The following is a 20,769-nucleotide window of genomic DNA, read 5'->3' on the forward strand; positions in this document are numbered from 1 at the left end:
CATCGTCACTTCTTCAATCGCACCCAAATCAAGGGGTTGGTGCCGATGGTGTTAGGCTCACGCACGCACTGCAGCACTTCCCCTTCGACTTTGAGCACCGCCCCTTCGGAATAATTCTGGTTCTGGTAGACACAACAGCGATTGCAGGGCTGCGCCGGCGGCGGATTGACGCCGCTTTTGGCCGTGCCCCAAATCTCCGGCGAAACCGGCAACACCACGTCCACATCACCGCGATTGGCGGCGGCCAGGCCGGAAAACGCCAAGACAGCGGCGGCTAAACCCCCACTGAGTCCATGCTTCATTCACTCTTCTCCTGCGCCTTGCCGGCGCTTTTCCTGCGTTTTTTGCCCCCGCTGGAAGGCGGCGGCGGCAACCCACGAAACGCCATGCTCGCCCGGCTCTGCTTGGCCTGATAAATCAGCTCTTGCAGCGTGCCGACCAACGGCTGCATAAAGTCCTGATAGCGGCAGGATTTCTCGCTGATTTGCGTCAGCGTGGCTTCCCAGTTGGCCGTCATATCAGGACGCGCAGCAAGATCCGGCAGCGAGTGAATCAACGCGCGCCCGGTTTCGCTGGAGTGAATATAGCGCCCCTTCTTGTACAGAAACGCCCGTTTGAACAGCAATTCGATGATCCCCGCTCGCGTCGCTTCCGTACCTAAACCATCGGTCGCCCGCAGGATTTTCTTTAACGCTTTATCTTGTACGAACCGCGCGATGCCGGTCATGGCCGACAACAGGCTGGCGTCGGTAAACGGCCGCGGCGGCTGCGTCTGGCGTTCCACCACTTCACCGCGCTCGCACAGCAGCTCATCGTCCTTGGCCACCACCGGCAGCGGCGCGCCTTCGTTTTCCTCGTCGCGCTCCTTGCTGCCCAGCAGCGTACGCCAACCGGCCTCCGCCAGGAAACGCGCCTTGGCGATGAATTTGCCGCCGGCGATATCCAGCTCGATCACGCATTTGCGGAACACCGCATCCGGACAGAATTGCATCAAGTACTGGCGCGCCACCAGCCCATACACATTCCGTTCATCCTGCGTCAGATTCACCTTGCCGGCGCGGGCGGTGGGAATAATGGCGTGGTGCGCATCGACCTTTTTATCGTCCCAGCAGCGGTTGCGGCGATCGCTGTCGATCACCGGCTGCGGATACAGCTCAGGCTGGTGCACGCTAATGGCGTTCAGCACCGCGTGGCGGCCGGCGAAATGTTCTTCCGGCAGATAGCGGCAGTCGGAACGCGGATAGGTGATCAATTTGTGGGTTTCGTACAGCCGCTGGCAAACGTCCAGCACTTGTTGCGCGCTGAGGTTATAGCGCCGGGCCGCCTCGATTTGCAGCGTAGAGAGCGAGAACGGCAGCGGCGCGGTATCTGATTCCCGTTTATCGTTATAAGACGTGACCAGGGCCGGCTGCCCCTCGATGCGCTTGACCACGTGCTCCGCCAACGGCCGGTGCAGCAAACGCCCCTCTTCATCCTGATAAGGTTCGCAGGACTCGCTGGGTTGCCACAGCGCCACGAAGCGCTCTTCTTTCGGCGTGACGATGTGCGCCTTGACCTCAAAGAAGTCTTTTGGCACGAAGTTTTCGATCTCTTCATCGCGGCGCACCACCAATCCGAGCACCGGGGTCTGCACCCTGCCCACCGACAGCACGCCGTCGTAACCGGCGTTGCGGCCCAGCAGCGTGTAGGCGCGGGTCATATTGATGCCGTACAGCCAGTCGGCGCGCGAACGCGCCAGCGCAGACACGCACAACGGAATGAAATCACGGTTGTCGCGCAGACGCTCGACAGCACGCTCCACCGCCTGCGGATTGAGATCGTTGATCAGACAGCGGCGCACGTTCTGGCGCTTCTCCGCCGTCAAATCCAGGTAGTCCAGCACCTCATCCACCAGCAGTTGCCCCTCGCGATCCGGGTCACCGGCGTGAACCACTTCATCGGCTTCGTGCAGCAGCTTTTTAATGGCGTTGAGCTGTTTGCTGACCGAAGGGCGTGGCTGCAAGCGCCATTTTTCGGGGATGATTGGCAGATCCGCCAACGACCAGCGCGCATAGCGGCTGTCATAGGCGTCAGGCTGGGCCTGCTCCAACAGATGGCCGACACACCAGGTCACCACGTCGTTGTTGCCACAGGCGATATAGCCGTCGCCGCGGCGATGCGGCTTGGGCAAGACGTCGGCAATGGCGCGCGCCAAACTCGGTTTCTCGGCTATGAACAGTCGCATTAATCACCGTTTTTCTGGCTGAACGTCATCAAGAATTCTCTTACTTCTGCATAGTTCCCGCGGAAGACGATCCGCTGGGCTTTCTTTTCCAACTGATAGCAATACATCGGATCGTAGTACTGCTGCAACAGAGGCGCCAACCACTCGCGGTGCGCGTCGCCCTGGCCGCTGAGGCGCTGCGCCCGCAGCGCCGCCTCCAGCCGCTGCGTCAACTGCTGGAAGCGCTCCAGGCCCAAACGGCGGCGAATGGCGAACAGGCCATGATGCAAATAGTCGTCGTACTGCCGCCAGCCCTCTTCCATGCCATAGGCCTGTTCGAACTGTTCGCGCATACCGTCGATATATTCGGCCTGCAGGCGCGCCAGACGAATATCGAACGGATCGTCGATCACCGCCACCGGCGCCTGCTGCATGCCGTTGAACAACGGCAACGGCAGATTGTTGCTGCCGATGATCCGCCCTTCGTCTTCCAGCACCCAACGGCGGCTGCCACCATGCTGTTTTTTCAGCAATAACACAGCCAGACGATTCTCAAAATCTATCTGCGAGCTCTGCCCCGCCAGCGTTCGGCCAAAAGATGAACCGCGATGGCGCGCCGCGCCTTCCAGATCGACGCCGTCGGCCAGTTCGTTGACCAGCAGCGTCTTGCCGCTGCCGGTATTGCCGCCCACCAGGGCCATCGGCAATTGCGCGCTTTGCGTCAGTACACCGAGCAGATAATTGCGCAGCGCTTTATAACCGCCAGTGATACGCGGATAATCCACGCCGGCCTCGTGCAGCCATTGCTGCACCAGCTGCGAGCGCAGCCCGCCGCGGAAGCAGTAAATATAGCCTTCGGGCCGCGCTGCGCAGGCCGCCAGCCAGGCGGCGGTGCGCTGTTCGCGCAGTTTGCCGTTCACCAGGCTGTGGCCGAGCGCGATCGCCGCCTGCTGCCCATGCTGCTTATAGCAGGTGCCGACCGCCTGGCGTTCGCTGTCGATCATCAGCGGTAAATTCACCGCCTGTGCGAAGGCGCCCTGCTGAAATTCGATCGGTGCGCGCACGTCAATCAGCGGCACGTCCTGCAGGAAAATGCGTGGGTAATCGTCGCTGTCCGGCCTTCCTTGCATGTGGGACACTACACGACCTCGATCAGCGGCTTACCGGCCGATGCCACATGCAGCTCACCGATGGCGTTGAGGGTGATACCGTGCTGCCCGGCAATCGCCAGCACCTGCGCTTCCGCCTCTGGCAATACCGCCAACAGCAAGCCGCCGGAGGTTTGTGGATCGCACAGCAGCTGGCGCTGCAAATCGCTCATCTCGCCCACCAGATGGCCATAGCTGTCGAAGTTGCGCCCGGTGCCGCCCGGCACGCACCCTTCGGCGATATACGCCTCGACGTCCGGCAGCTTCGGCACCCGATCGAACCAGACCGTCGCCTGCAGACCGGAGCCCTGGCACACCTCGCTCAGGTGGCCCAGCAGGCCAAAACCGGTGATATCAGTCATCGCCGTGACGCCCGCCACCTCGGCAAAGTCGGCGCCCGGCTTGTTCAGGCGGCACATCACTTCGGTCGCCAGGCCCTGATGCTCAGAGCGCAGTTTGCTTTGTTTCTCGGCGGTCGTGAGCACGCCGATGCCCAGCGGCTTGGTCAGATAGAGTTTCGCCCCGGCCTGTGCCGCGCTGTTTTTCTTCACCCGCTCGGTATTGACCACGCCGGTGACCGCCAGGCCGAAAATAGGTTCCGGCGCATCGATGGAATGGCCGCCGGCCAGCGCGATCCCCGCCTGCTGGCAGGCGAAACGCCCGCCGTCGATCACCTGCTGCGCCACCTCCGGCGGCAGTTTGGCGATCGGCCAGCCAAGAATGGCGATCGCCATGATCGGTTTGCCGCCCATGGCGTACACGTCACTGATGGCGTTGGCGGCCGCAATGCGGCCGAAATCGAACGGATCGTCGACGATCGGCATGAAAAAGTCGGTGGTGCTGATGATGCCGACGCCGTTGCCGATGTCGTACACCGCCGCGTCGTCGCGGGTTTCATTGCCGACCAGCAGGCGCGGATCGACAAACTTTTCCCGCTCGCTGTGCAAGATGGTTTCGAGAACTTTCGGTGAGATTTTGCAGCCGCAGCCAGCGCCATGGCTGTACTGGGTTAAACGGATCGCTGGCGATGTCATAGTCCACTCCCTTCGGTAACGGCACTCAAGATAACATAGGGTAGCGCTTGCCGAAGGGATTGATAAGAGCGCGCCAGCGATAAGCGAACGGCCTGCTCAGAAACCATGCGATTTTGCGGGGTTTGGCGCATTTTCGCCGCGCCCCGCGGGAGAAAACTCAGAAATAGCTGACGAAAGGCGTGCTGTCCGGCGGCGTCACCTTGGTGGCGGCCTTCAGCTGCGGCGTGCCCAGATAGAGGAAACCGACGATCTCGTCCTGCTCGCGGCAGCCGAAGGCTTCGCGCACCAGCGCATGCTCGGTCCAGGCGCCGGTGCGCCAGATGCCGTTAAAGCCCTGCGCCAGCGCCGCCATCTGCATCGCCTGCACCGCGCAACCGGCGGAAACCACCTGCTCCCAGCGCGGCACCTTGGTCTCTTCAGTGCAGTGCGCAATGACGGTGATGATCAGCGGCGCGCGGAACGGCGCCTTGGTGGCCTTTTCGATCGCCGCTTCGTCCAGCTGATCCTGTTTCGCCGCCGCCTGCAGCAGCTGGCTGAAGCGCTCCAGACCCTGATTTTCGATCATCACGAAACGCCACGGCTGCAGCGCGCCGTGATCGGGCGCACGCAGGCCCGCGTTGATGATATTTTGGCGCACTTCCCCCGCCGGCGCCGGTTCCGCCAGGCGCGAAGCCGAGCGGCGATTCAATAAAAGATCCAGAGCATCCATCGTAAACTCCTGATAACAATTTTCATTCCGGCCACGTTAACATAGCTAAACGACGAGTTACAGCCTCGGCGATAGCGTCTGTGTGCCACGATTTAAAGCTGACATTTCCCCGGCCGCTCATTAGGATAGCGGAACATTCTCGACTCTTGTTGGAGAGCACATGCGCACATTGTGGCAAATTATTGCCGGCATTTTCCGGTGGACATGGCGTCTGCTGAATTTTATCAGGGAACTGATCCTTAACCTGTTCCTGGTCTTGCTGATCCTGGTTGGGGTTGGCATCTATCTGTCCTTCCAAAGTTCCTCCACCACGACGGCCCCGGCGCGCGGCGCGCTGCTGGTCGATTTAAGCGGCGTGGTGGTCGATCAGCCCTCGGTAAACAACCGGGTGCGGCAATGGGGCCGCGAGCTGTTGGGCGCCTCCAGCAGCCGTCTGCAGGAAAACTCGCTGTTCGACGTGGTCGATAGCATCCGCAAGGCCAAAGACGATAAAAACATTACCGGCATGGTGTTGCAGCTGAATGACTTCGTCGGCGCCGATCAGCCGTCGCTGCGCTATATCGGCAAGGCGCTGCGCGAGTTCCGCGACAGCGGTAAGCCGATCTTCGCCATCGGCGACAGCTACAACCAGACGCAATACTTCCTGGCCAGCTACGCCAACAAGGTCTATCTGTCGCCGCAGGGCGCGGTCGATCTGCACGGTTTCGCCACCAACAACCTGTATTACAAGTCGTTGCTGGACATGCTCAAGGTCACCACCAATATCTTCCGCGTCGGCACCTATAAATCGGCGGTCGAACCGCTGATCCGCGACGATATGTCTCCGGCGGCGCGCGAAGCGGACAGCCGCTGGATTGGCGGCCTGTGGCAGAACTATCTGGAAACCGTCGCGGCCAACCGCCAGCTGACGCCACAGCAGCTGTTCCCAGGCGCCGCCGGCGTGCTGAGCGGCCTGCAGGCAGCCGGTGGCGACACCGCTCGCTATGCGCTGGACAATAAGCTGGTGGACGAGCTGGCCTCGCGCACCGCGATCGAAAATCAGCTGGTCAAGACCTTCGGCTGGGATAAACAGGCGAACGATTTCAACGCCATCAGCATCTACGACTACCAGCCGAAGCCGGACGCCAACCAGGGCGGCAAGATCGCCGTGGTCTTCGCCAACGGCGCCATCATGGACGGCCCGCAGACGCCGGGTAACGTCGGGGGTGATACCACCGCCGCCGAACTGCGTCAGGCCCGTCTTGATCCGGCCATCAAGGCCGTGGTGTTCCGCGTCAACAGCCCGGGGGGCAGCGTCAGCGCATCCGAAGTGATCCGCTCCGAACTGGCCGCCGTGCGCGCCGCCGGCAAACCGGTGGTGGTTTCGATGGGCGGCATGGCCGCGTCGGGCGGCTACTGGGTTTCGACGCCGGCCGACTACATCATCGCCAGCCCGAGCACCCTGACCGGTTCCATCGGCATTTTCGGCATCATCAATACCTACGAGAAAACCCTGGATACGCTGGGCGTGCACACCGACGGCGTGGCGACCTCGCCGCTGGCCGACATTGCGGTCACCAAGGCGTTGCCGCAGGAGTTCTCGCAGATGATGCAGCTGAACATCGAAAACGGGTATAAGAACTTCCTCGATTTGGTCGCCAAATCGCGCAAGATGACCCCGCAGCAGGTTGACCAAATCGCCCAGGGCCACGTCTGGCTCGGCAGCGACGCCAAGGCCAACGGCCTGGTCGATCAATTGGGCGATTTCGACGACGCGGTGAAGAAAGCCGCCGAGCTGGCGAAGCTGCAGCAGTGGCAGCTCAACTGGTTCGTCGATACCCCAAGCCTGAGCGATATGGTGCTCAGCCAGTTCGGCGTTTCCGTTCACGCCATGCTGCCGGCGGCGATTCAGGCCATGCTGCCCGCTCCGCTGGCCTCGGTCGCCAACGCGGTGAAAGAACAGCCGGGCTTGTTCAATAACCTGAACGATCCGCAAAACCGTTATGCGATCTGTCTCACCTGCGGAGAAGTCCGCTAACAAATAATTCTGCAGCCCGGCCATCGCCGGGCTTTTTTTCTGCCGCCATGCCCCTATAATTCAGCCCATCTTATCTTTGTTAAAATCATGACCATGCAAAAGAAATCCATTTACGTCGCCTACACCGGCGGCACCATCGGCATGCAGCGTTCCGATCACGGCTATATCCCGGTTTCCGGCCACCTGCAGCGCCAGCTGGCGCTGATGCCCGAATTCCATCGCCCGGAAATGCCGGATTTCACCATTCATGAATATGCGCCATTGATTGACTCTTCGGATATGACACCGGAAGACTGGCAGCACATAGCCGACGACATCAAGCAGAACTACGATCGCTACGACGGCTTCGTGATCCTGCACGGCACCGACACCATGGCGTTCACCGCGTCGGCACTCTCCTTCATGCTGGAAAACCTGGCTAAACCGGTGATCGTCACCGGCTCGCAGATTCCGCTGGCGGAGCTGCGTTCCGATGGCCAGACCAACCTGCTCAACGCGCTGTATCTGGCGGCCAACCATCCGGTGAATGAAGTCAGCCTGTTCTTCAACAACAAGCTGTTCCGCGGCAACCGCACCACCAAAGCGCACGCCGACGGCTTCGACGCCTTCGCCTCCCCGAATCTGCCGCCGCTGCTGGAAGCCGGTATTCACATTCGCCGCCAGCAAGGCATCGACAGCCCGCCATGCAACGGCGCGCTGCGGGTGCACGACATTACGCCGCAGCCGATCGGCGTGGTCACTATCTATCCGGGCATTTCCGGCGCGGTGGTGCGCAACTTCCTGCTGCAGCCGGTCAAAGCGCTGATCCTGCGTTCCTACGGCGTCGGCAACGCGCCGCAGAAGGCCGAGCTGATCGACGAGTTGCGCGCGGCTTCAGAACGCGGCATCGTGGTGGTGAACCTGACGCAGTGCATCTCCGGGCGCGTCAATATGGAAGGCTACGCCACCGGCAACGCGCTGGCGCACGCCGGGGTAATCAGCGGTTTCGACATGACGGTGGAAGCCGCCCTGACCAAGCTGCACTACCTGCTGAGCCAGCCGCTGACGCCGGAACAAATCCGCGCCCTGATGCAGCAAGACCTGCGCGGCGAACTGAGCATCAACGGTTAACCTACTGAACTCTGGAGCGGCGATGAAAACGGCCCTGTTGTTGATCGATCTGCAAAACGATTTCTGCCCCGGCGGCGCGCTGGCGGTCACGGCGGGCGACGCCGTCATCCCGGTGGCCAATCAGGCGATCACCGCCTGTCTGGCGCGTGGCGAGCCGGTGGTGGCCAGCCAGGACTGGCATCCCGCCAATCACCGCAGTTTTGCGGTGAACTCCCATGCGCAGGTCGGCACCCTCGGCGAGCTGGAAGGCCTGCCGCAGGTGTGGTGGCCGGTGCACTGCGTGCAAGGGAGCCACGGCGCCGATTTTCACCCCCAGTTACAGCGGCAACATATCAATGCCGTTTTTCGCAAAGGGCAGGATACGGATATCGACAGCTACAGCGCATTCTTCGATAACGGCCACCGAGCACAGACCGAACTGCACGGCTGGCTGCAATCGCAGGGCGTCCGGCGGCTGGCAATCATGGGCCTGGCGACCGACTACTGCGTGAAGTTCAGCGTGCTGGATGCGCTGGCTGCCGGCTATCCAACGCAGGTGATCGTCGACGGCTGCCGCGGCGTGAATCTGCAGCCGGACGACAGCGAGCGGGCGCTGCAGGACATGGCGTGCGCCGGTGCGCAACTGGTTACCCTGTCACAATTCCTCGCCAACTAAATCCTCCAGGGCGCCATCAGCGCCCTCTCTGCGCGGTGGCGAAAATTTCGACGCCGCTCACAATATCGCCCTTCTTCTTCCCCAACGGCTTGTGACCGGCAGGCGCTTTTGCTGTTATGGCTGCGACGCTTTTGGCGTCAATCGGTTATACGCATCCGGGGCCCACTGAGCCCGGCTTTATTGTGACCGCCTCTGGCGGTACGGTCGGCCTTGCCGACCCAAGGAGAAAGACATGAAAATAACCCGAAAACTGCTGCCTTTACTGGCGGCGGTGCAGTTGGCTATGGCCGGCGCAGGCACGGCCCAGGCGGCTTATCTCTCCGTCGGCTACTTCAACGGCGGCGGCGACGTCACCGCCGGCCCCGGTGGCGACATCGACAAGCTGGACGTCACGCAAATCACCCACCTCAACTATTCGTTCGGCCTGATCTACAACGGCGAGAAAGACGAAGCCAATGCAGCGCTGAAAGACCCCGCTCGCCGCCACCAGATCTACCTGTCGCCGAAGGTGATGGCCGATCTGCAACGGCTACCGACGCTGCGCAAGCAGAACCCCGAGCTGAAAGTGCTGCTGTCGGTCGGCGGCTGGGGCGCACGGGGTTTCTCCGCCGCCGCCGCGACTGCGGAAAACCGGGCGATATTCATCCGTTCCGCGCTGCAGGTGATCGCCCAGTATCAGCTGGATGGTATCGATCTGGACTGGGAATATCCGGTGAACGGCGCCTGGGGGCTGGTGGAAAGCCAACCGGCAGACCGCGACAACTTCACCCTGCTGTTGAAAGAGCTTCATCAGGCGCTGGGTAAAGGCAAGCTGTTAACCATCGCCGTCGGGGCCAACGTCAAAAGCCCACAGGAATGGGTTGATGTGAAAAGCATTGCCCCTTACCTCGACTACATCAATCTGATGACCTACGACATGGCTTACGGCACGCAGTACTTCAATGCCAACCTGTACGATTCAAAGCGTTGGCCAACCGTGGCGGCCGCCGACCGCTACAGCGCCGATTTCGTGGTCAAGAATTATCTGGCTGCCGGCCTGAAACCGGCGCAGATGAACCTGGGCATCGGTTTCTACGGCCGGGTTCCGAAACGGGCGACCGAGGCGGGTATCGACTGGGACAAGCCGGACGCCGCCAAACATCCGGTGACGGAACCTTACTTCAGCGCGCGAGAAACCGCCCTGTTCAACGCGCTGGGGCTGGATCTCAGCAAAGACACTTACTTTAAATACCACGATATCGTCAGCAAATTGCTCAACGATCCGCAGCATCGTTTTCGCGAGCACTGGGATGACGACGCCAAAGTGCCTTACCTGACGCTGCAATCCGCCGAAGGCAAGCCGCTGTTCGCAATCTCCTACGAGAATCCGCGTTCGGTGGCCATCAAGGCCGAATACATCAAAAGTCAGGGATTGGGCGGTGCGATGTTCTGGGAATACGGCGCGGATGACGACAACCGGCTGGCGCAGCAGCTGGCGGAATCGCTGGGGATTAAGGGCGAAAAACGGTGAATCGACGGGGCGATGGCGACATCGCCCCGCTTTCTTAAGGGAAGCCTTACTGCGGTTTGAGTTTGGCCAACGGCTCGGCAACGAACTGCTGTTTCAGCTCTTGCTTGCTTTTCATCACGATCTGCCCGTCGGTGCCGATGCTCATGTGCTGCGGATCGACGTTGTTCATCGACTGCCACAGCATCACCGCCTGCAGGCTGTTTTCTTTTTGCTCCGGCGTCAGCGCCACGCCGTCCGGCCATTTGCCCAGCTCAACCGCCTGTACCAGGCGCTGGTATATCTCGGGCGTCATCGCCGCAATCAGATCTTTCACGTCCATCAGAGCCCTTCTCACTTACGGATGAATAATTAGCTGAATCGATTTTGTTGGTTAAATTACCACTTAACCGGCCGTTTGGTCGCCATTTTCGCCATCGGTAAAGCTCAGTGAAGCGGAATTGACGCAGTAGCGATCGCCGGTCGGCTGCGGGCCATCGGGGAAAACGTGCCCCAGGTGTGCGTCGCAATGGCCACAGCGGATTTCAACACGATGCATATTATGTGAATTATCATCAAGATAACGGATAGCATCGGCGGAAACCGGCTCATAAAAGCTCGGCCAGCCGCAGCCGGAATCGTATTTGGTTTCGGAATAGAACAGCGGCTGGTTACAGCACAGGCAATGGTACACGCCCTCGCGCTTGTTGTGCAGCAATTTGCCGCTGAACGGTGCTTCGGTGCCGCGCTGTTGCGTCACATAACGTTGGATTTCATTCAGTTCCGTGACCGGATGACCGGGGGTTGTCTCTTTAGCCATTTGTGCTTATCTCTGAATGTGGATAATGTCAACGAAAACAATGATTAATAATAACAAAAAATTAACACCGCTGCAGGGGTTTTTGGCCTAAACTGTAGCCCATAAAGGCCACGTCACGATGATATGTGATAGCGATCACACATCTTGCGTATGCTGACTTTATACTTGGCGGCTTGTCCCCATATAACGGATGAGGCCGAGCGCAAATGGACTGTGCAATAAGCGTGCAAAACCACCCTTCCGGTTTGACTTGCCGCAAGAATTGACACGATTCCGCTTGACGCTGGGTAAGGTTTTTGTAATTTTACAACCAACCTTTTATTCACTAACAAATAGCTGGTGGAATATATGACTATCAAAGTAGGTATCAACGGTTTTGGCCGTATCGGTCGCATTGTTTTCCGTGCTGCTCAAGAGCGTTCTGACATCGAGATCGTTGCAATCAACGACCTGTTGGACGCAGAGTACATGGCTTACATGCTGAAGTATGACTCTACTCACGGCCGTTTCAACGGTACGGTAGAAGTTAAAGACGGCCACCTGGTTGTTAACGGCAAAACCATCCGTGTTACCGCAGAGAAAGACCCGGCTAACCTGAAGTGGAACGAAGTGGGTGTTGACGTGGTTGCTGAAGCGACCGGTATCTTCCTGACCGACGAAACCGCACGTAAGCACATCACCGCCGGCGCCAAAAAAGTGGTTCTGACTGGCCCATCCAAAGATGCGACCCCAATGTTCGTGCGCGGCGCCAACTTTGATAAATATGCCGGCCAGGACATCGTGTCCAACGCCTCTTGCACCACCAACTGCTTGGCGCCACTGGCTAAAGTCATCAACGACAACTTCGGTATCGTTGAAGGCCTGATGACCACCGTTCACGCGACCACCGCAACTCAGAAAACCGTTGATGGCCCGTCCCACAAAGACTGGCGCGGCGGCCGCGGCGCATCCCAGAACATCATCCCTTCTTCTACCGGCGCAGCGAAAGCGGTTGGCGTTGTTCTGCCAGAGCTGAAAGGCAAACTGACCGGTATGGCGTTCCGCGTACCGACGCCAAACGTATCCGTTGTTGACCTGACCGTGCGTCTGGAAAAAGCGGCTACCTACGAAGAAATCAAGAAAGCCATCAAAGACGCCGCTGAAGGTTCTATGAAAGGCGTTCTGGGCTACGTTGAAGACGATGTGGTTTCCACCGATTTCAACGGCGAAGTGCTGACTTCCGTGTTCGATGCCAAAGCCGGTATCGCACTGAACGACAACTTCGTGAAACTGGTTTCCTGGTACGACAACGAAACCGGTTATTCCAACAAGGTTCTGGATCTGATCGCTCACATCTCCAAGTAATGGCATGATGTTAAGCTGATAATGAGGGCGACATTTTTGTCGCCCTTTTTTATTTGTCTCTCCGGCAAACAATAGGTCATGAAATGAACGAGAAAATTTTCACCCTGCCCGTTTCCGAACAGATTTCGCCATACATCAGCCAGCGGCAACTCGATGAGCTGGGCGTGGTTGTGGTGTCGCATCCGAAAGTGCGCGCGGCCGTCGCGCTGCAAGGCGCCCATTTGCTGGCCTGGCAGCCCAGCGGTGAGCAGCCGGTGATTTGGCTCAGCAACAATACCCCCTTCGCCAAAGGCAAGGCCATCCGCGGCGGCGTGCCGATCTGCTGGCCGTGGTTCGGCCCGGTGGCACAACCCTCCCACGGTTTTGCCCGCAACCAGCCCTGGAGCCTGACGGCGCACGATGAAGATGACAACGGCGTCATCCTGACCTTTACGCTGAAAGACAATGAGCAGACCCGCAAATTGTGGCCGCACGCTTTCACGCTGATTGCCCGCTTCAAGCTGGGGGCGGAGTGCGAAATCGAACTGGAATCGCACGGCGATTATCAGGCCACGGCGGCGCTGCACAGTTACTTCCAGGTCGGCGACATCGATCGGGTCAGCGTGGCGGGTCTGGGCGAGCCTTATATCGACAAGGTGGCGGGCGGCGCAGAGGCGCTTCAGGAAGGCGAAGTGACCTTCGTCGGCCAAACCGACCGCGTCTATACCCGCCCGGAGGCCTTCAGCCAGATCCGCGATCCGGCGCTCGCGCGCACCATAGAGGTTCACCACCATCATATGAGCGACGTCATCGCCTGGAACCCCGGCGTGGAGCTCTCCTGCAGCATGGGGGATATGCCGAACGACGGTTACAAGACTATGGTCTGCATCGAGACCGGGCGCGTCAGCAAACCGCTGGTCGCCGCCGGCGAGCAGCCCGCCCGTTTGGGCGTGACCTTCCACAGCCGTAAGAAGGCTTGAGGCGCCGCGCGCGACAGCGCACTGCAGATGTGCAAAAGGGGCGCCAGCGCCCCTTTTTGATGCACGCCATGCACGATAATCGTGCAATGCGTGATTAGAAGGTGTAGCTCACACCCGTCATCAACAAACCGGTGTAGGATTTATCCACCATCGGGCTGTCTTTCACTTCATCCGACAACTTCACATAGCGGCCAAGGAAGAAGGCGTTCCAGCTTTTATTGATCTGGTAATTGGCGCTCAGCTCAAGGTACGGCGCCCAGCTATCGCCTGGGGTGTAGCTGTCCAGGCCGCTGCGGCGCGATTCATTGGCGCTGACACCGTAGTAATATTTGTTCTGGTTTTTGCTGTTCCACATCACGCCTACGCCCGGAACCAGCGTCAGCGCGTCCAGATCAAACTTGTACAGATAAGCCACATCGCCCACCAGCCCGTTGCTGTAGTTCAACGTGTCGCCGGTGAAGGTGGTGCGGAGGGTGCCCCACTCCGCGTGGTGCGAATAAGCCAGGCCGGCCATCAGCGTGCCGCGGCGTTTGTCGAGACGCTTCATGCGATCGTCATCGCTGTCGCCAGGGCGGTAGCCCCATGGCGTGTAGTAACCCATGATGCTCAGCTGGTTTTCTTGATCTTTCCACAGGTAGTAACCGGCGGTCAGAGTACGGAAGTAGAAGTCGTCACCTTCATAGTCGATGACGGGCACCGGATATACGCGATCCTGATAACCGCGATACGCGTCCGGGCTAACCAGCGCGCCGGCGCCGAGTGACCAGGTTCCCGCCTGAGCACTTTGCGCACAAACCATTGCGGAAGCGATAATTGCTAGCGTTTTGAGTTTTGAAATCTTCACTGGTTCTTTTTCCATAAATTACAGGGTTAATAGCCGCAATAGTTTATGTGAAAATTTAGTTGCGCGCCTAATCTTTACAATAGAAAACGACCAAGATCGAATAACTTATAGCGGAATTATGAATTAATCATGGCGGAACGATGACGTTTCATCCTGCAGGCCGCGCCAGACAAGGCATTTGGCTTCCACTGTAATAACTGAGTCATTGATATGACTTAAAAAAAGCTTTTTCTGCGGCAGGAAATTTTCCGGCAAGCAAACTAAGCTTAAATCAGAAGGTGAATTTATCCTGAGCCCAGTGGCAAACAGCGCAACTCGCGATAATAAGCGCACCAAGTTGGCATACGGGTTGCTGTACTCAGGCGTATTCTCATCTTCCGGGGGCCAGAACACTATCACACGCTCTCTTTAACCTGTGCTAATAACGAAAGGACGGGCATCATGAACATATTTGACCACTATCGCCAGCGCTACGAAGCTGCCAAGGACGAAGAGTTCACACTGCAGGAATTTCTTACCATTTGCCGGCAAGATCGCAGTGCCTATGCCAACGCGGCCGAACGTCTGCTGATGGCTATCGGTGAACCTGTGATGGTCGACACTGCGCTAGAATCACGCCTGTCGCGCCTGTTCTCCAACCGCGTGATCGCACGCTATCCGGCCTTTGAAGAATTCTACGGCATGGAAGAGGCCATCGAACAGATCGTCTCTTACCTGAAACACGCCGCGCAGGGCCTGGAAGAGAAGAAACAGATCCTGTACCTGCTCGGCCCGGTGGGCGGCGGTAAATCCTCGCTGGCGGAGCGTCTTAAGGCGTTGATGCAGCGCGTGCCCATCTACACCCTCAGCGCCAACGGCGAACGCAGCCCGGTCAACGATCATCCGCTGTGCCTGTTCAACCCGCAGGAAGATGCCTCGATCCTGGAAAAAGAGTTCAACATCCCGAGTCGCTATCTCGGCACCATCATGTCGCCGTGGGCGGCGAAGCGCCTGCATGAGTTCGGCGGCGACATCACCAAGTTTAAAGTCGTCAAAGTGCGCCCTTCCATCCTGGAGCAGATCGCCATCGCCAAAACCGAACCGGGCGATGAGAACAACCAGGACATCTCGGCGCTGGTCGGTAAAGTGGACATCCGTAAGCTGGAGAACCATGCGCAGAACGATCCGGACGCCTACGGCTACTCCGGCGCCCTGTGCCGCGCCAACCAGGGGATTATGGAGTTCGTCGAGATGTTCAAAGCGCCGATCAAGGTGCTGCACCCGCTGCTGACGGCGACCCAGGAAGGCAACTACAACGGCACCGAGGGCATCTCCGCCCTGCCGTTCAACGGCATCATTCTGGCGCACTCCAACGAATCCGAGTGGGTGACCTTCCGTAACAACAAGAACAACGAAGCGTTCCTCGACCGCGTGTACATCGTCAAGGTGCCTTACTGCCTGCGCGTGTCGGAAGAGATCAAGATTTACGACAAGCTGCTGGATCACAGCGAGCTGACCCACGCGCCCTGCGCGCCGGGCACCCTCGAAACGCTGGCGCGCTTTAGCGTGCTGTCGCGGTTGAAAGAGCCGGAAAACTCGAGCATTTACTCGAAAATGCGCGTGTATGACGGCGAAAGCCTCAAGGATACCGATCCGAAAGCCAAGTCCTATCAGGAGTACCGCGACTACGCCGGGGTTGACGAAGGCATGAACGGCCTCTCCACCCGTTTCGCCTTTAAAATCCTCTCGCGGGTATTCAACTTCGATCACGCCGAGGTGGCGGCCAACCCGGTACACCTGTTCTATGTGCTGGAGCAGCAGATCGAACGCGAACAGTTCCCGCAGGATTTGGCCGAGAAATACCTGGAGCACCTGAAAGGCTATCTGATCCCGAAATACGCCGAGTTTATCGGCAAAGAGATCCAGACCGCCTATCTGGAATCCTACTCGGAATACGGGCAGAACATTTTTGACCGTTACGTGACCTACGCGGACTTCTGGATCCAGGATCAGGAGTATCGCGATCCCGACACCGGTCAGCTGTTCGACCGCGAGTCGTTGAACGCCGAACTGGAGAAAATCGAGAAGCCGGCCGGCATCAGCAACCCGAAAGATTTCCGTAACGAAATCGTGAACTTCGTGCTGCGCGCCCGCGCCAACAACAACGGCCGTAATCCGAACTGGACCAGCTACGAGAAGCTGCGCACCGTGATCGAGAAGAAAATGTTCTCCAATACCGAAGAGCTGTTGCCGGTCATTTCGTTTAACGCCAAAACATCGACGGACGAGCAGAAGAAACACGACGACTTCGTCGACCGCATGATGGAGAAAGGCTATACCCGCAAGCAGGTGCGCCTGCTGTGTGAATGGTATCTGCGGGTCAGAAAATCCTCATAACGCCTCAGGTAAGCGGCATTATCAGGGCCATGTCCACAGTCATGGACGTTGCAGCGCAGCCCAGGGAGGGGCTGGCATATTGCGCTGTCGCGGCCGGGACATGAAGAGTTGGCAACGTCGTTTGGGGGAAGTATGGCCTATTTCATTGACCGGCGGCTGAACGGCAAAAACAAGAGCATGGTGAACCGCCAGCGCTTCTTGCGCCGTTACAAGTCGCAAATCAAACAGTCGATTGCCGAAGCCATCAACAAGCGTTCGGTCACCGACGTAGACAGCGGGGAGTCGGTCTCCATCCCCACTGACGATATCAACGAACCGATGTTTCATCAGGGGCGCGGCGGCACTCGCCATCGCGTTCACCCGGGCAATGACCACTTCGTGCAGAACGATCGCGTTGAGCGGCCTCAGGGCGGCGCAGGCGGTGGCGGCGGCCAGGGCAACGCCAGCCAGGACGGTGAAGGCCAGGATGAATTCGTCTTCCAGATCTCCAAAGACGAGTACCTCGATCTGCTGTTCGAGGATCTCGCCCTGCCCAACCTGAAAAAGAATCAGTACAAGCAGTTGACCGAGTTCAAAACCCATCGCGCCGGCTATACCGCCAACGGCGTGCCGGCCAACATCAGCGTCGTGCGTTCGCTGCAGAACTCGTTGGCGCGACGTACCGCCATGACCGCCGGTAAAAGACGCGCGTTGCACGAGCTGGAAGACGCGCTGACCCAGCTGGAAAACACCGAACCGGTGCAATTGCTGGAAGAGGAGCGGCTGCGCAAGGAAATTGCCGAACTGCGCAAGAAAATCGAAAGCGTACCGTTTATCGATACCTTCGACCTGCGCTACAAAAACTATGAGCGCCGGCCGGAGCCTTCCAGCCAGGCGGTGATGTTCTGCCTGATGGACGTGTCCGGTTCGATGGATCAGGCGACCAAAGACATGGCCAAGCGCTTTTACATTCTGCTTTATCTGTTCCTGAGCCGAACCTACAAGAACGTCGAGGTGGTCTATATTCGCCATCACACCCAGGCGAAAGAGGTGGACGAACAGGAGTTCTTCTATTCGCAGGAAACCGGCGGCACCATCGTCTCCAGCGCGCTGAAGTTGATGAACGACGTGGTCGAAGAGCGTTATGACCCGGCGCAATGGAATATCTACGCCGCGCAAGCGTCGGACGGCGACAACTGGGCCGACGATTCACCGCTGTGCCATGAGCTGTTGGCGAAGAAGATCCTGCCGATGGTGCGTTATTACAGCTACATAGAAATCACTCGCCGCGCTCACCAAACGCTGTGGCGCGAATATGAGGATCTGCAGGCGAGATTCGATAACTTCGCCATGCAGCATATCCGCGAACCGGACGATATCTATCCGGTATTCCGCGAACTGTTTCGCAAACAGACCGTGTGAATAACGTCGCGTGAATGTCACCACAGCCGGAAAACGCCGTTTTCCGGCTGTTTCTTTTTCGCATTATATATTCACATAATCTATGTTTGATTTTTAGGCAATGGCAATATCAATAATAAGTCAGATTCCCCAGAACGGCCGTCTCTATTATTTGTTCTTCTGAGGTTATTCCTAAACATTCGCCTCTGTGCCCACACGGCTTGATAGGAATATTCCCATTCAGTTATCGTTACCCCGTCGCTTAAGTCTCTTCCTAAGCGAAATTTGCCTCATTTTATTTTTCTATGGCTTCTCAGCCCGCTGCGGCGGGCATTTACCTGTCAGCAGGTTAGACATCATGATCGATTACACCCTCTATGGCCTCAACAAGCACGATGTTGATGAATACCATAAGCAAATATGCTGCCTGCTCGGCAAAAACGTGCTGCTGGTGCTGACCGCCAACAAGCCGATAACCAAACAGAACCTGCTCGCCAGCCTTATCCAGGAGATAGAAAAACAGCCCGATGATTATTTTCAGCGGTTGCATCGTGCAGCCATAGAAATGATCGGCGTTAACGGACGCTAAGGCGATATACGTAAGGCAGGCATCTACGCCATTATTGCCGCCGCCGTCGTGTCGATGATGCTGTTGATTATTAATATCGATAGCGATATCAGCGAAGGGATAGCCTGCCGCAGAATGTCATCTTTTAGTCCGAAAACCCTTTCTGCCCTTGCTGTATTTCGCGCCGGCCGCCTCATCAATCAAACCCGCCACCTCATCGGCATGGAAACCAGCGAGGTCAACGCATTTCCACCGAATGAATCGCCGAATATCCCCTGCGCGATGCCGTCCCAGAATCAGCGTACCAGCACGATAATGGGTTGCGTGCTCATTGCCGACTCCTTCATCTCATAGACTGCGCCGTAGACAGATGAATGGCTCCCCTTAAGGGAGGCGCGTGGCTGCCTTCGACGCCACGCAGTCCCCATTTTCTATAGTCAGCCTCAGGCGTTCAGCAATGGCGACGACGAGTTAGCGTTCCCGGTTTTCCGGCGTCGCCACGGCCTTATCGAAACGGCTTACGCCGCAAGGGTGGAGAAAAAAACGATTAAAACTAGGATTTTTACCCATGTCGATCTAAAATTTCGCGCAAAAACAAAGAGAAGTAAATTTAGCCCAACGGGAAAAGGAATGAAGTTGTGAAGGAAATGATCTCCATCGTTTTTATGGCATGCCTGCTGGCGCTGCTGTTTTCGTGGCTGTTCGTCTACGGTCTTAACATTCATTAAACCCGCAACGTCCACAATCCGCTCCCTGGCCGGCTGGCGGCGCATCGTGACAGATGCGCTAAAACCGGCACCTGAAGGGTTCATGTACCGCCAAACCCACGCCAACTCACCTTAGCCGTCCGTCCGCCAATACATCATTAATTTTTATGAGTCATAACCCCCATCGCGTTCCCCCCTTCACCGGCTCTTTTACTGCTTAGGGGAGTCACCTCCAGAAAAAGGGTTTGCCTGACGCGAAATATTACCGGTAACTATGCTGTTGATTTCTTTTGGTAATAAACGTAAGACCGTTAATAACCCTACGTTCTTTATAGAAATAAATTATGCATTCTTATGGATAAAGGTTTGAATAAACGGCCTTTGGTCATTGATTATCACCCGCCAAGCTCCTAGAATTCGCGCGTAAAAATACAACTGGGATCGGGTTTCATGTCGTCGCTGTGGGTTGCAACGCAATACTGTTATTTTATCGGCCTGTTAGTTTCTATGATTTTCACCTACCTGGTTAGCCGGGACACCGTCAAAATTCGCTGTATCAGCGCACTGACCATCGGGTTAACCTGGCCGTTAAGCCTGCCGGTGGTGTTGCTGTTTTCGCTGTTCTGACGCCCCCAATACCTCGCGTGGGTTTTTAAACAGGCATGCTAATGAAAAGAGGCCGACCACCGGCGCAGTGGATTTTTGGCGCGGGATAAAAAAACGCCAGCGCAAGGCTGGCATGAAAACTGGAAGCAATGTGAGCAATGTCGTGCCGGATCGGGGGGCACAGAAGGAGACAACCCTTTTCCCCTCACCGGCGATTCAAATGATAATACGTCTCATTATTGAATGTAAAGTCATTTCCCTGCGTAACTCTTCCCTCCTGGAAAAATATCAGCCGCGCGGCGCACGCCAGCGTTGATACAACCGCCCTGCGCCCCACACCAGCAGCCAGAGAAAAATATTCAACCCCAACCATAATATCAGCAAGTAGAAGAACGTCTGATAACCGGGTATGCCCCGATCGGCTGAAAACGGGTTAAAGTGGAAAAATTTAACGATCGCAAACGGGTTAAGATTGAAACGGTCAAACACGGCCGCCGTCAACAACGGCGGCAACAACGTATAAAACGCCAGGCTGAACAGCAGCAGGATTTTTGTGCCCGAAGTGTTTTTATAATCTTTCATATCAATGAATTACGTCTTCCATTGTGGTGCGAACACCGCCAGGCGTTCACACGCCAATCGACCCCGCAAGCGCAAAAGAGTTCCAGGCAAACGCGGAAATAAAGCCGATCCGGCGTTTAATTGTCATTTAGCGCTCGGGTGATATATACCCTGTGGATTTTAAATTACGATGTCGCCGCGCCGCCTTCAACCGCAGCGTTCGCATGGCATCATCAGGAGGC

22 protein-coding genes are annotated in these 20,769 nt (G+C 57.6%); 11 read left to right on the forward strand and 11 right to left on the reverse strand.

All coding sequences use genetic code 11. From position 1 onward, the window contains the following. Positions 1–5 precede the first annotated feature (5 nt). From REA38_RS09970 to REA38_RS09990, 5 genes are all read right to left on the reverse strand, one after another. Complete coding sequence (locus REA38_RS09970) at positions 6–302, reverse strand: YnjH family protein (RefSeq protein ID WP_308885806.1); 297 nt, start codon at positions 300–302, stop codon at positions 6–8. Beyond that, positions 299–2,224, reverse strand: a complete 1,926-nt coding sequence (locus tag REA38_RS09975; protein WP_033647606.1) for a DNA topoisomerase III — start codon at positions 2,222–2,224, stop codon at positions 299–301. Before REA38_RS09975 ends, REA38_RS09970 begins: the two co-directional genes overlap by 4 nt. Then, a complete protein-coding gene (gene mnmH, locus REA38_RS09980; protein ID WP_060438582.1) occupies positions 2,224–3,333 on the reverse strand; it encodes a tRNA 2-selenouridine(34) synthase MnmH in 1,110 nt (369 codons plus the stop codon). The genes REA38_RS09975 and mnmH overlap by 1 nt, the downstream gene beginning before the upstream one ends. A gap of 8 nt (positions 3,334–3,341) precedes the next feature. Beyond that, positions 3,342–4,385 carry a selenide, water dikinase SelD gene (gene selD, locus REA38_RS09985; RefSeq protein WP_308885807.1) on the reverse strand — a complete coding sequence of 348 codons (1,044 nt, stop codon included), beginning with the start codon at positions 4,383–4,385 and terminating at the stop codon, positions 3,342–3,344. 157 nt (positions 4,386–4,542) lie between these two features. Continuing rightward, positions 4,543–5,094: an NAD(P)H nitroreductase gene (locus REA38_RS09990; RefSeq protein ID WP_004932204.1), complete on the reverse strand. Its 552-nt coding sequence runs from the start codon at positions 5,092–5,094 to the stop codon at positions 4,543–4,545. Between the two features lie 160 nt (positions 5,095–5,254). On the opposite strand from REA38_RS09990, the gene sppA reads away from it, so the two are divergent. The 4 genes from sppA to REA38_RS10010 all read left to right on the forward strand — a co-directional run bounded on the left by sppA (position 5,255) and on the right by REA38_RS10010 (position 10,386). Next, positions 5,255–7,111: a signal peptide peptidase SppA gene (gene sppA / locus REA38_RS09995; RefSeq protein WP_033634806.1), complete on the forward strand. Its 1,857-nt coding sequence runs from the start codon at positions 5,255–5,257 to the stop codon at positions 7,109–7,111. A 93-nt stretch (positions 7,112–7,204) separates the two neighbouring features. After that, complete coding sequence (gene ansA / locus REA38_RS10000; RefSeq protein ID WP_033638505.1) at positions 7,205–8,221, forward strand: asparaginase; 1,017 nt, start codon at positions 7,205–7,207, stop codon at positions 8,219–8,221. Positions 8,222–8,243: 22 nt separating this feature from the next. Next, positions 8,244–8,876, forward strand: coding sequence for a bifunctional nicotinamidase/pyrazinamidase (pncA, locus tag REA38_RS10005; RefSeq protein ID WP_101427010.1), 633 nt, complete (start codon positions 8,244–8,246; stop codon positions 8,874–8,876). A gap of 232 nt (positions 8,877–9,108) precedes the next feature. Further along, positions 9,109–10,386 (forward strand): glycoside hydrolase family 18 protein, encoded by a 1,278-nt coding sequence (locus REA38_RS10010; RefSeq protein WP_060430179.1) that lies wholly within the window; start codon positions 9,109–9,111, stop codon positions 10,384–10,386. A gap of 46 nt (positions 10,387–10,432) precedes the next feature. Here REA38_RS10010 and REA38_RS10015 read toward each other — a convergent pair whose 3' ends face one another. Both REA38_RS10015 and msrB read right to left on the reverse strand, forming a co-directional pair. Beyond that, entirely contained in the window at positions 10,433–10,705 is a 273-nt protein-coding gene (locus REA38_RS10015; RefSeq protein WP_033634809.1) for a YeaC family protein, read from the reverse strand. 63 nt (positions 10,706–10,768) lie between these two features. Next, positions 10,769–11,182: a peptide-methionine (R)-S-oxide reductase MsrB gene (gene msrB, locus REA38_RS10020; RefSeq protein ID WP_004932219.1), complete on the reverse strand. Its 414-nt coding sequence runs from the start codon at positions 11,180–11,182 to the stop codon at positions 10,769–10,771. A gap of 348 nt (positions 11,183–11,530) precedes the next feature. Between msrB and gapA the strand changes: the two genes are divergently transcribed. After that, entirely contained in the window at positions 11,531–12,526 is a 996-nt protein-coding gene (gene gapA / locus REA38_RS10025) for a glyceraldehyde-3-phosphate dehydrogenase (protein ID WP_004932222.1), read from the forward strand. 83 nt (positions 12,527–12,609) lie between these two features. Continuing rightward, positions 12,610–13,485: a D-hexose-6-phosphate mutarotase gene (locus REA38_RS10030; RefSeq protein ID WP_308885808.1), complete on the forward strand. Its 876-nt coding sequence runs from the start codon at positions 12,610–12,612 to the stop codon at positions 13,483–13,485. Positions 13,486–13,579: 94 nt separating this feature from the next. On the opposite strand, the gene REA38_RS10035 is transcribed toward REA38_RS10030, so the two are convergent. After that, entirely contained in the window at positions 13,580–14,344 is a 765-nt protein-coding gene (locus REA38_RS10035) for a MipA/OmpV family protein (RefSeq protein WP_033647613.1), read from the reverse strand. 108 nt (positions 14,345–14,452) lie between these two features. Then, the gene (locus tag REA38_RS10040; RefSeq protein WP_154067234.1) at positions 14,453–14,728 is read right to left on the reverse strand and encodes a hypothetical protein; all 276 of its coding nucleotides are present in this window, start codon (positions 14,726–14,728) and stop codon (positions 14,453–14,455) included. A 42-nt stretch (positions 14,729–14,770) separates the two neighbouring features. On the opposite strand from REA38_RS10040, the gene yeaG reads away from it, so the two are divergent. The 4 genes from yeaG to REA38_RS10060 all read left to right on the forward strand — a co-directional run bounded on the left by yeaG (position 14,771) and on the right by REA38_RS10060 (position 19,007). Further along, positions 14,771–16,705 (forward strand): protein kinase YeaG, encoded by a 1,935-nt coding sequence (yeaG, locus tag REA38_RS10045; RefSeq protein ID WP_004932230.1) that lies wholly within the window; start codon positions 14,771–14,773, stop codon positions 16,703–16,705. Between the two features lie 132 nt (positions 16,706–16,837). Then, on the forward strand, positions 16,838–18,106 hold the full coding sequence (locus REA38_RS10050; RefSeq protein ID WP_033634813.1) for a YeaH/YhbH family protein: 1,269 nt from the start codon (positions 16,838–16,840) through the stop codon (positions 18,104–18,106). Positions 18,107–18,443: 337 nt separating this feature from the next. Beyond that, positions 18,444–18,674 (forward strand): hypothetical protein, encoded by a 231-nt coding sequence (locus tag REA38_RS10055; RefSeq protein ID WP_004932237.1) that lies wholly within the window; start codon positions 18,444–18,446, stop codon positions 18,672–18,674. A gap of 54 nt (positions 18,675–18,728) precedes the next feature. Continuing rightward, positions 18,729–19,007, forward strand: a complete 279-nt coding sequence (locus REA38_RS10060) for a hypothetical protein (protein WP_308885810.1) — start codon at positions 18,729–18,731, stop codon at positions 19,005–19,007. Between the two features lie 164 nt (positions 19,008–19,171). Here REA38_RS10060 and REA38_RS10065 read toward each other — a convergent pair whose 3' ends face one another. Beyond that, positions 19,172–19,465 (reverse strand): hypothetical protein, encoded by a 294-nt coding sequence (locus REA38_RS10065; RefSeq protein ID WP_308885811.1) that lies wholly within the window; start codon positions 19,463–19,465, stop codon positions 19,172–19,174. 345 nt (positions 19,466–19,810) lie between these two features. On the opposite strand from REA38_RS10065, the gene REA38_RS10070 reads away from it, so the two are divergent. Continuing rightward, the gene (locus REA38_RS10070) at positions 19,811–19,987 is read left to right on the forward strand and encodes a GhoT/OrtT family toxin (protein ID WP_033634815.1); all 177 of its coding nucleotides are present in this window, start codon (positions 19,811–19,813) and stop codon (positions 19,985–19,987) included. A 267-nt stretch (positions 19,988–20,254) separates the two neighbouring features. On the opposite strand, the gene REA38_RS10075 is transcribed toward REA38_RS10070, so the two are convergent. Further along, positions 20,255–20,548: a hypothetical protein gene (locus REA38_RS10075; RefSeq protein ID WP_308885812.1), complete on the reverse strand. Its 294-nt coding sequence runs from the start codon at positions 20,546–20,548 to the stop codon at positions 20,255–20,257. Positions 20,549–20,769 lie beyond the last annotated feature (221 nt).

This window comes from Serratia sp. MF1(2023), assembly GCF_030954545.1.
GTDB lineage: Bacteria > Pseudomonadota > Gammaproteobacteria > Enterobacterales > Enterobacteriaceae > Serratia > Serratia sarumanii.

Bases quoted from the DNA above. Each gene is read 5' to 3' on its own strand.
- REA38_RS10010 (WP_060430179.1), top strand. From the start codon at position 9,109: ATGAAAATAACCCGAAAACTGCTGCCTTTACTGGCGGCGGTGCAGTTG.
- REA38_RS10070 (WP_033634815.1), top strand. From the start codon at position 19,811: ATGTCGTCGCTGTGGGTTGCAACGCAATACTGTTATTTTATCGGCCTG.
- sppA (WP_033634806.1), top strand. From the start codon at position 5,255: ATGCGCACATTGTGGCAAATTATTGCCGGCATTTTCCGGTGGACATGG.
- REA38_RS10055 (WP_004932237.1), top strand. From the start codon at position 18,444: ATGATCGATTACACCCTCTATGGCCTCAACAAGCACGATGTTGATGAA.
- REA38_RS10060 (WP_308885810.1), top strand. From the start codon at position 18,729: ATGATGCTGTTGATTATTAATATCGATAGCGATATCAGCGAAGGGATA.
- REA38_RS10015 (WP_033634809.1), bottom strand. From the start codon at position 10,705: ATGGACGTGAAAGATCTGATTGCGGCGATGACGCCCGAGATATACCAG.
- mnmH (WP_060438582.1), bottom strand. From the start codon at position 3,333: ATGCAAGGAAGGCCGGACAGCGACGATTACCCACGCATTTTCCTGCAG.
- REA38_RS09975 (WP_033647606.1), bottom strand. From the start codon at position 2,224: ATGCGACTGTTCATAGCCGAGAAACCGAGTTTGGCGCGCGCCATTGCC.
- selD (WP_308885807.1), bottom strand. From the start codon at position 4,385: ATGACATCGCCAGCGATCCGTTTAACCCAGTACAGCCATGGCGCTGGC.
- REA38_RS09990 (WP_004932204.1), bottom strand. From the start codon at position 5,094: ATGGATGCTCTGGATCTTTTATTGAATCGCCGCTCGGCTTCGCGCCTG.
- pncA (WP_101427010.1), top strand. From the start codon at position 8,244: ATGAAAACGGCCCTGTTGTTGATCGATCTGCAAAACGATTTCTGCCCC.
- REA38_RS10035 (WP_033647613.1), bottom strand. From the start codon at position 14,344: ATGGAAAAAGAACCAGTGAAGATTTCAAAACTCAAAACGCTAGCAATT.
- msrB (WP_004932219.1), bottom strand. From the start codon at position 11,182: ATGGCTAAAGAGACAACCCCCGGTCATCCGGTCACGGAACTGAATGAA.
- REA38_RS10065 (WP_308885811.1), bottom strand. From the start codon at position 19,465: ATGAACCCTTCAGGTGCCGGTTTTAGCGCATCTGTCACGATGCGCCGC.
- REA38_RS10030 (WP_308885808.1), top strand. From the start codon at position 12,610: ATGAACGAGAAAATTTTCACCCTGCCCGTTTCCGAACAGATTTCGCCA.
- gapA (WP_004932222.1), top strand. From the start codon at position 11,531: ATGACTATCAAAGTAGGTATCAACGGTTTTGGCCGTATCGGTCGCATT.
- yeaG (WP_004932230.1), top strand. From the start codon at position 14,771: ATGAACATATTTGACCACTATCGCCAGCGCTACGAAGCTGCCAAGGAC.
- REA38_RS10075 (WP_308885812.1), bottom strand. From the start codon at position 20,548: ATGAAAGATTATAAAAACACTTCGGGCACAAAAATCCTGCTGCTGTTC.
- REA38_RS10050 (WP_033634813.1), top strand. From the start codon at position 16,838: ATGGCCTATTTCATTGACCGGCGGCTGAACGGCAAAAACAAGAGCATG.
- REA38_RS09970 (WP_308885806.1), bottom strand. From the start codon at position 302: ATGAAGCATGGACTCAGTGGGGGTTTAGCCGCCGCTGTCTTGGCGTTT.
- ansA (WP_033638505.1), top strand. From the start codon at position 7,205: ATGCAAAAGAAATCCATTTACGTCGCCTACACCGGCGGCACCATCGGC.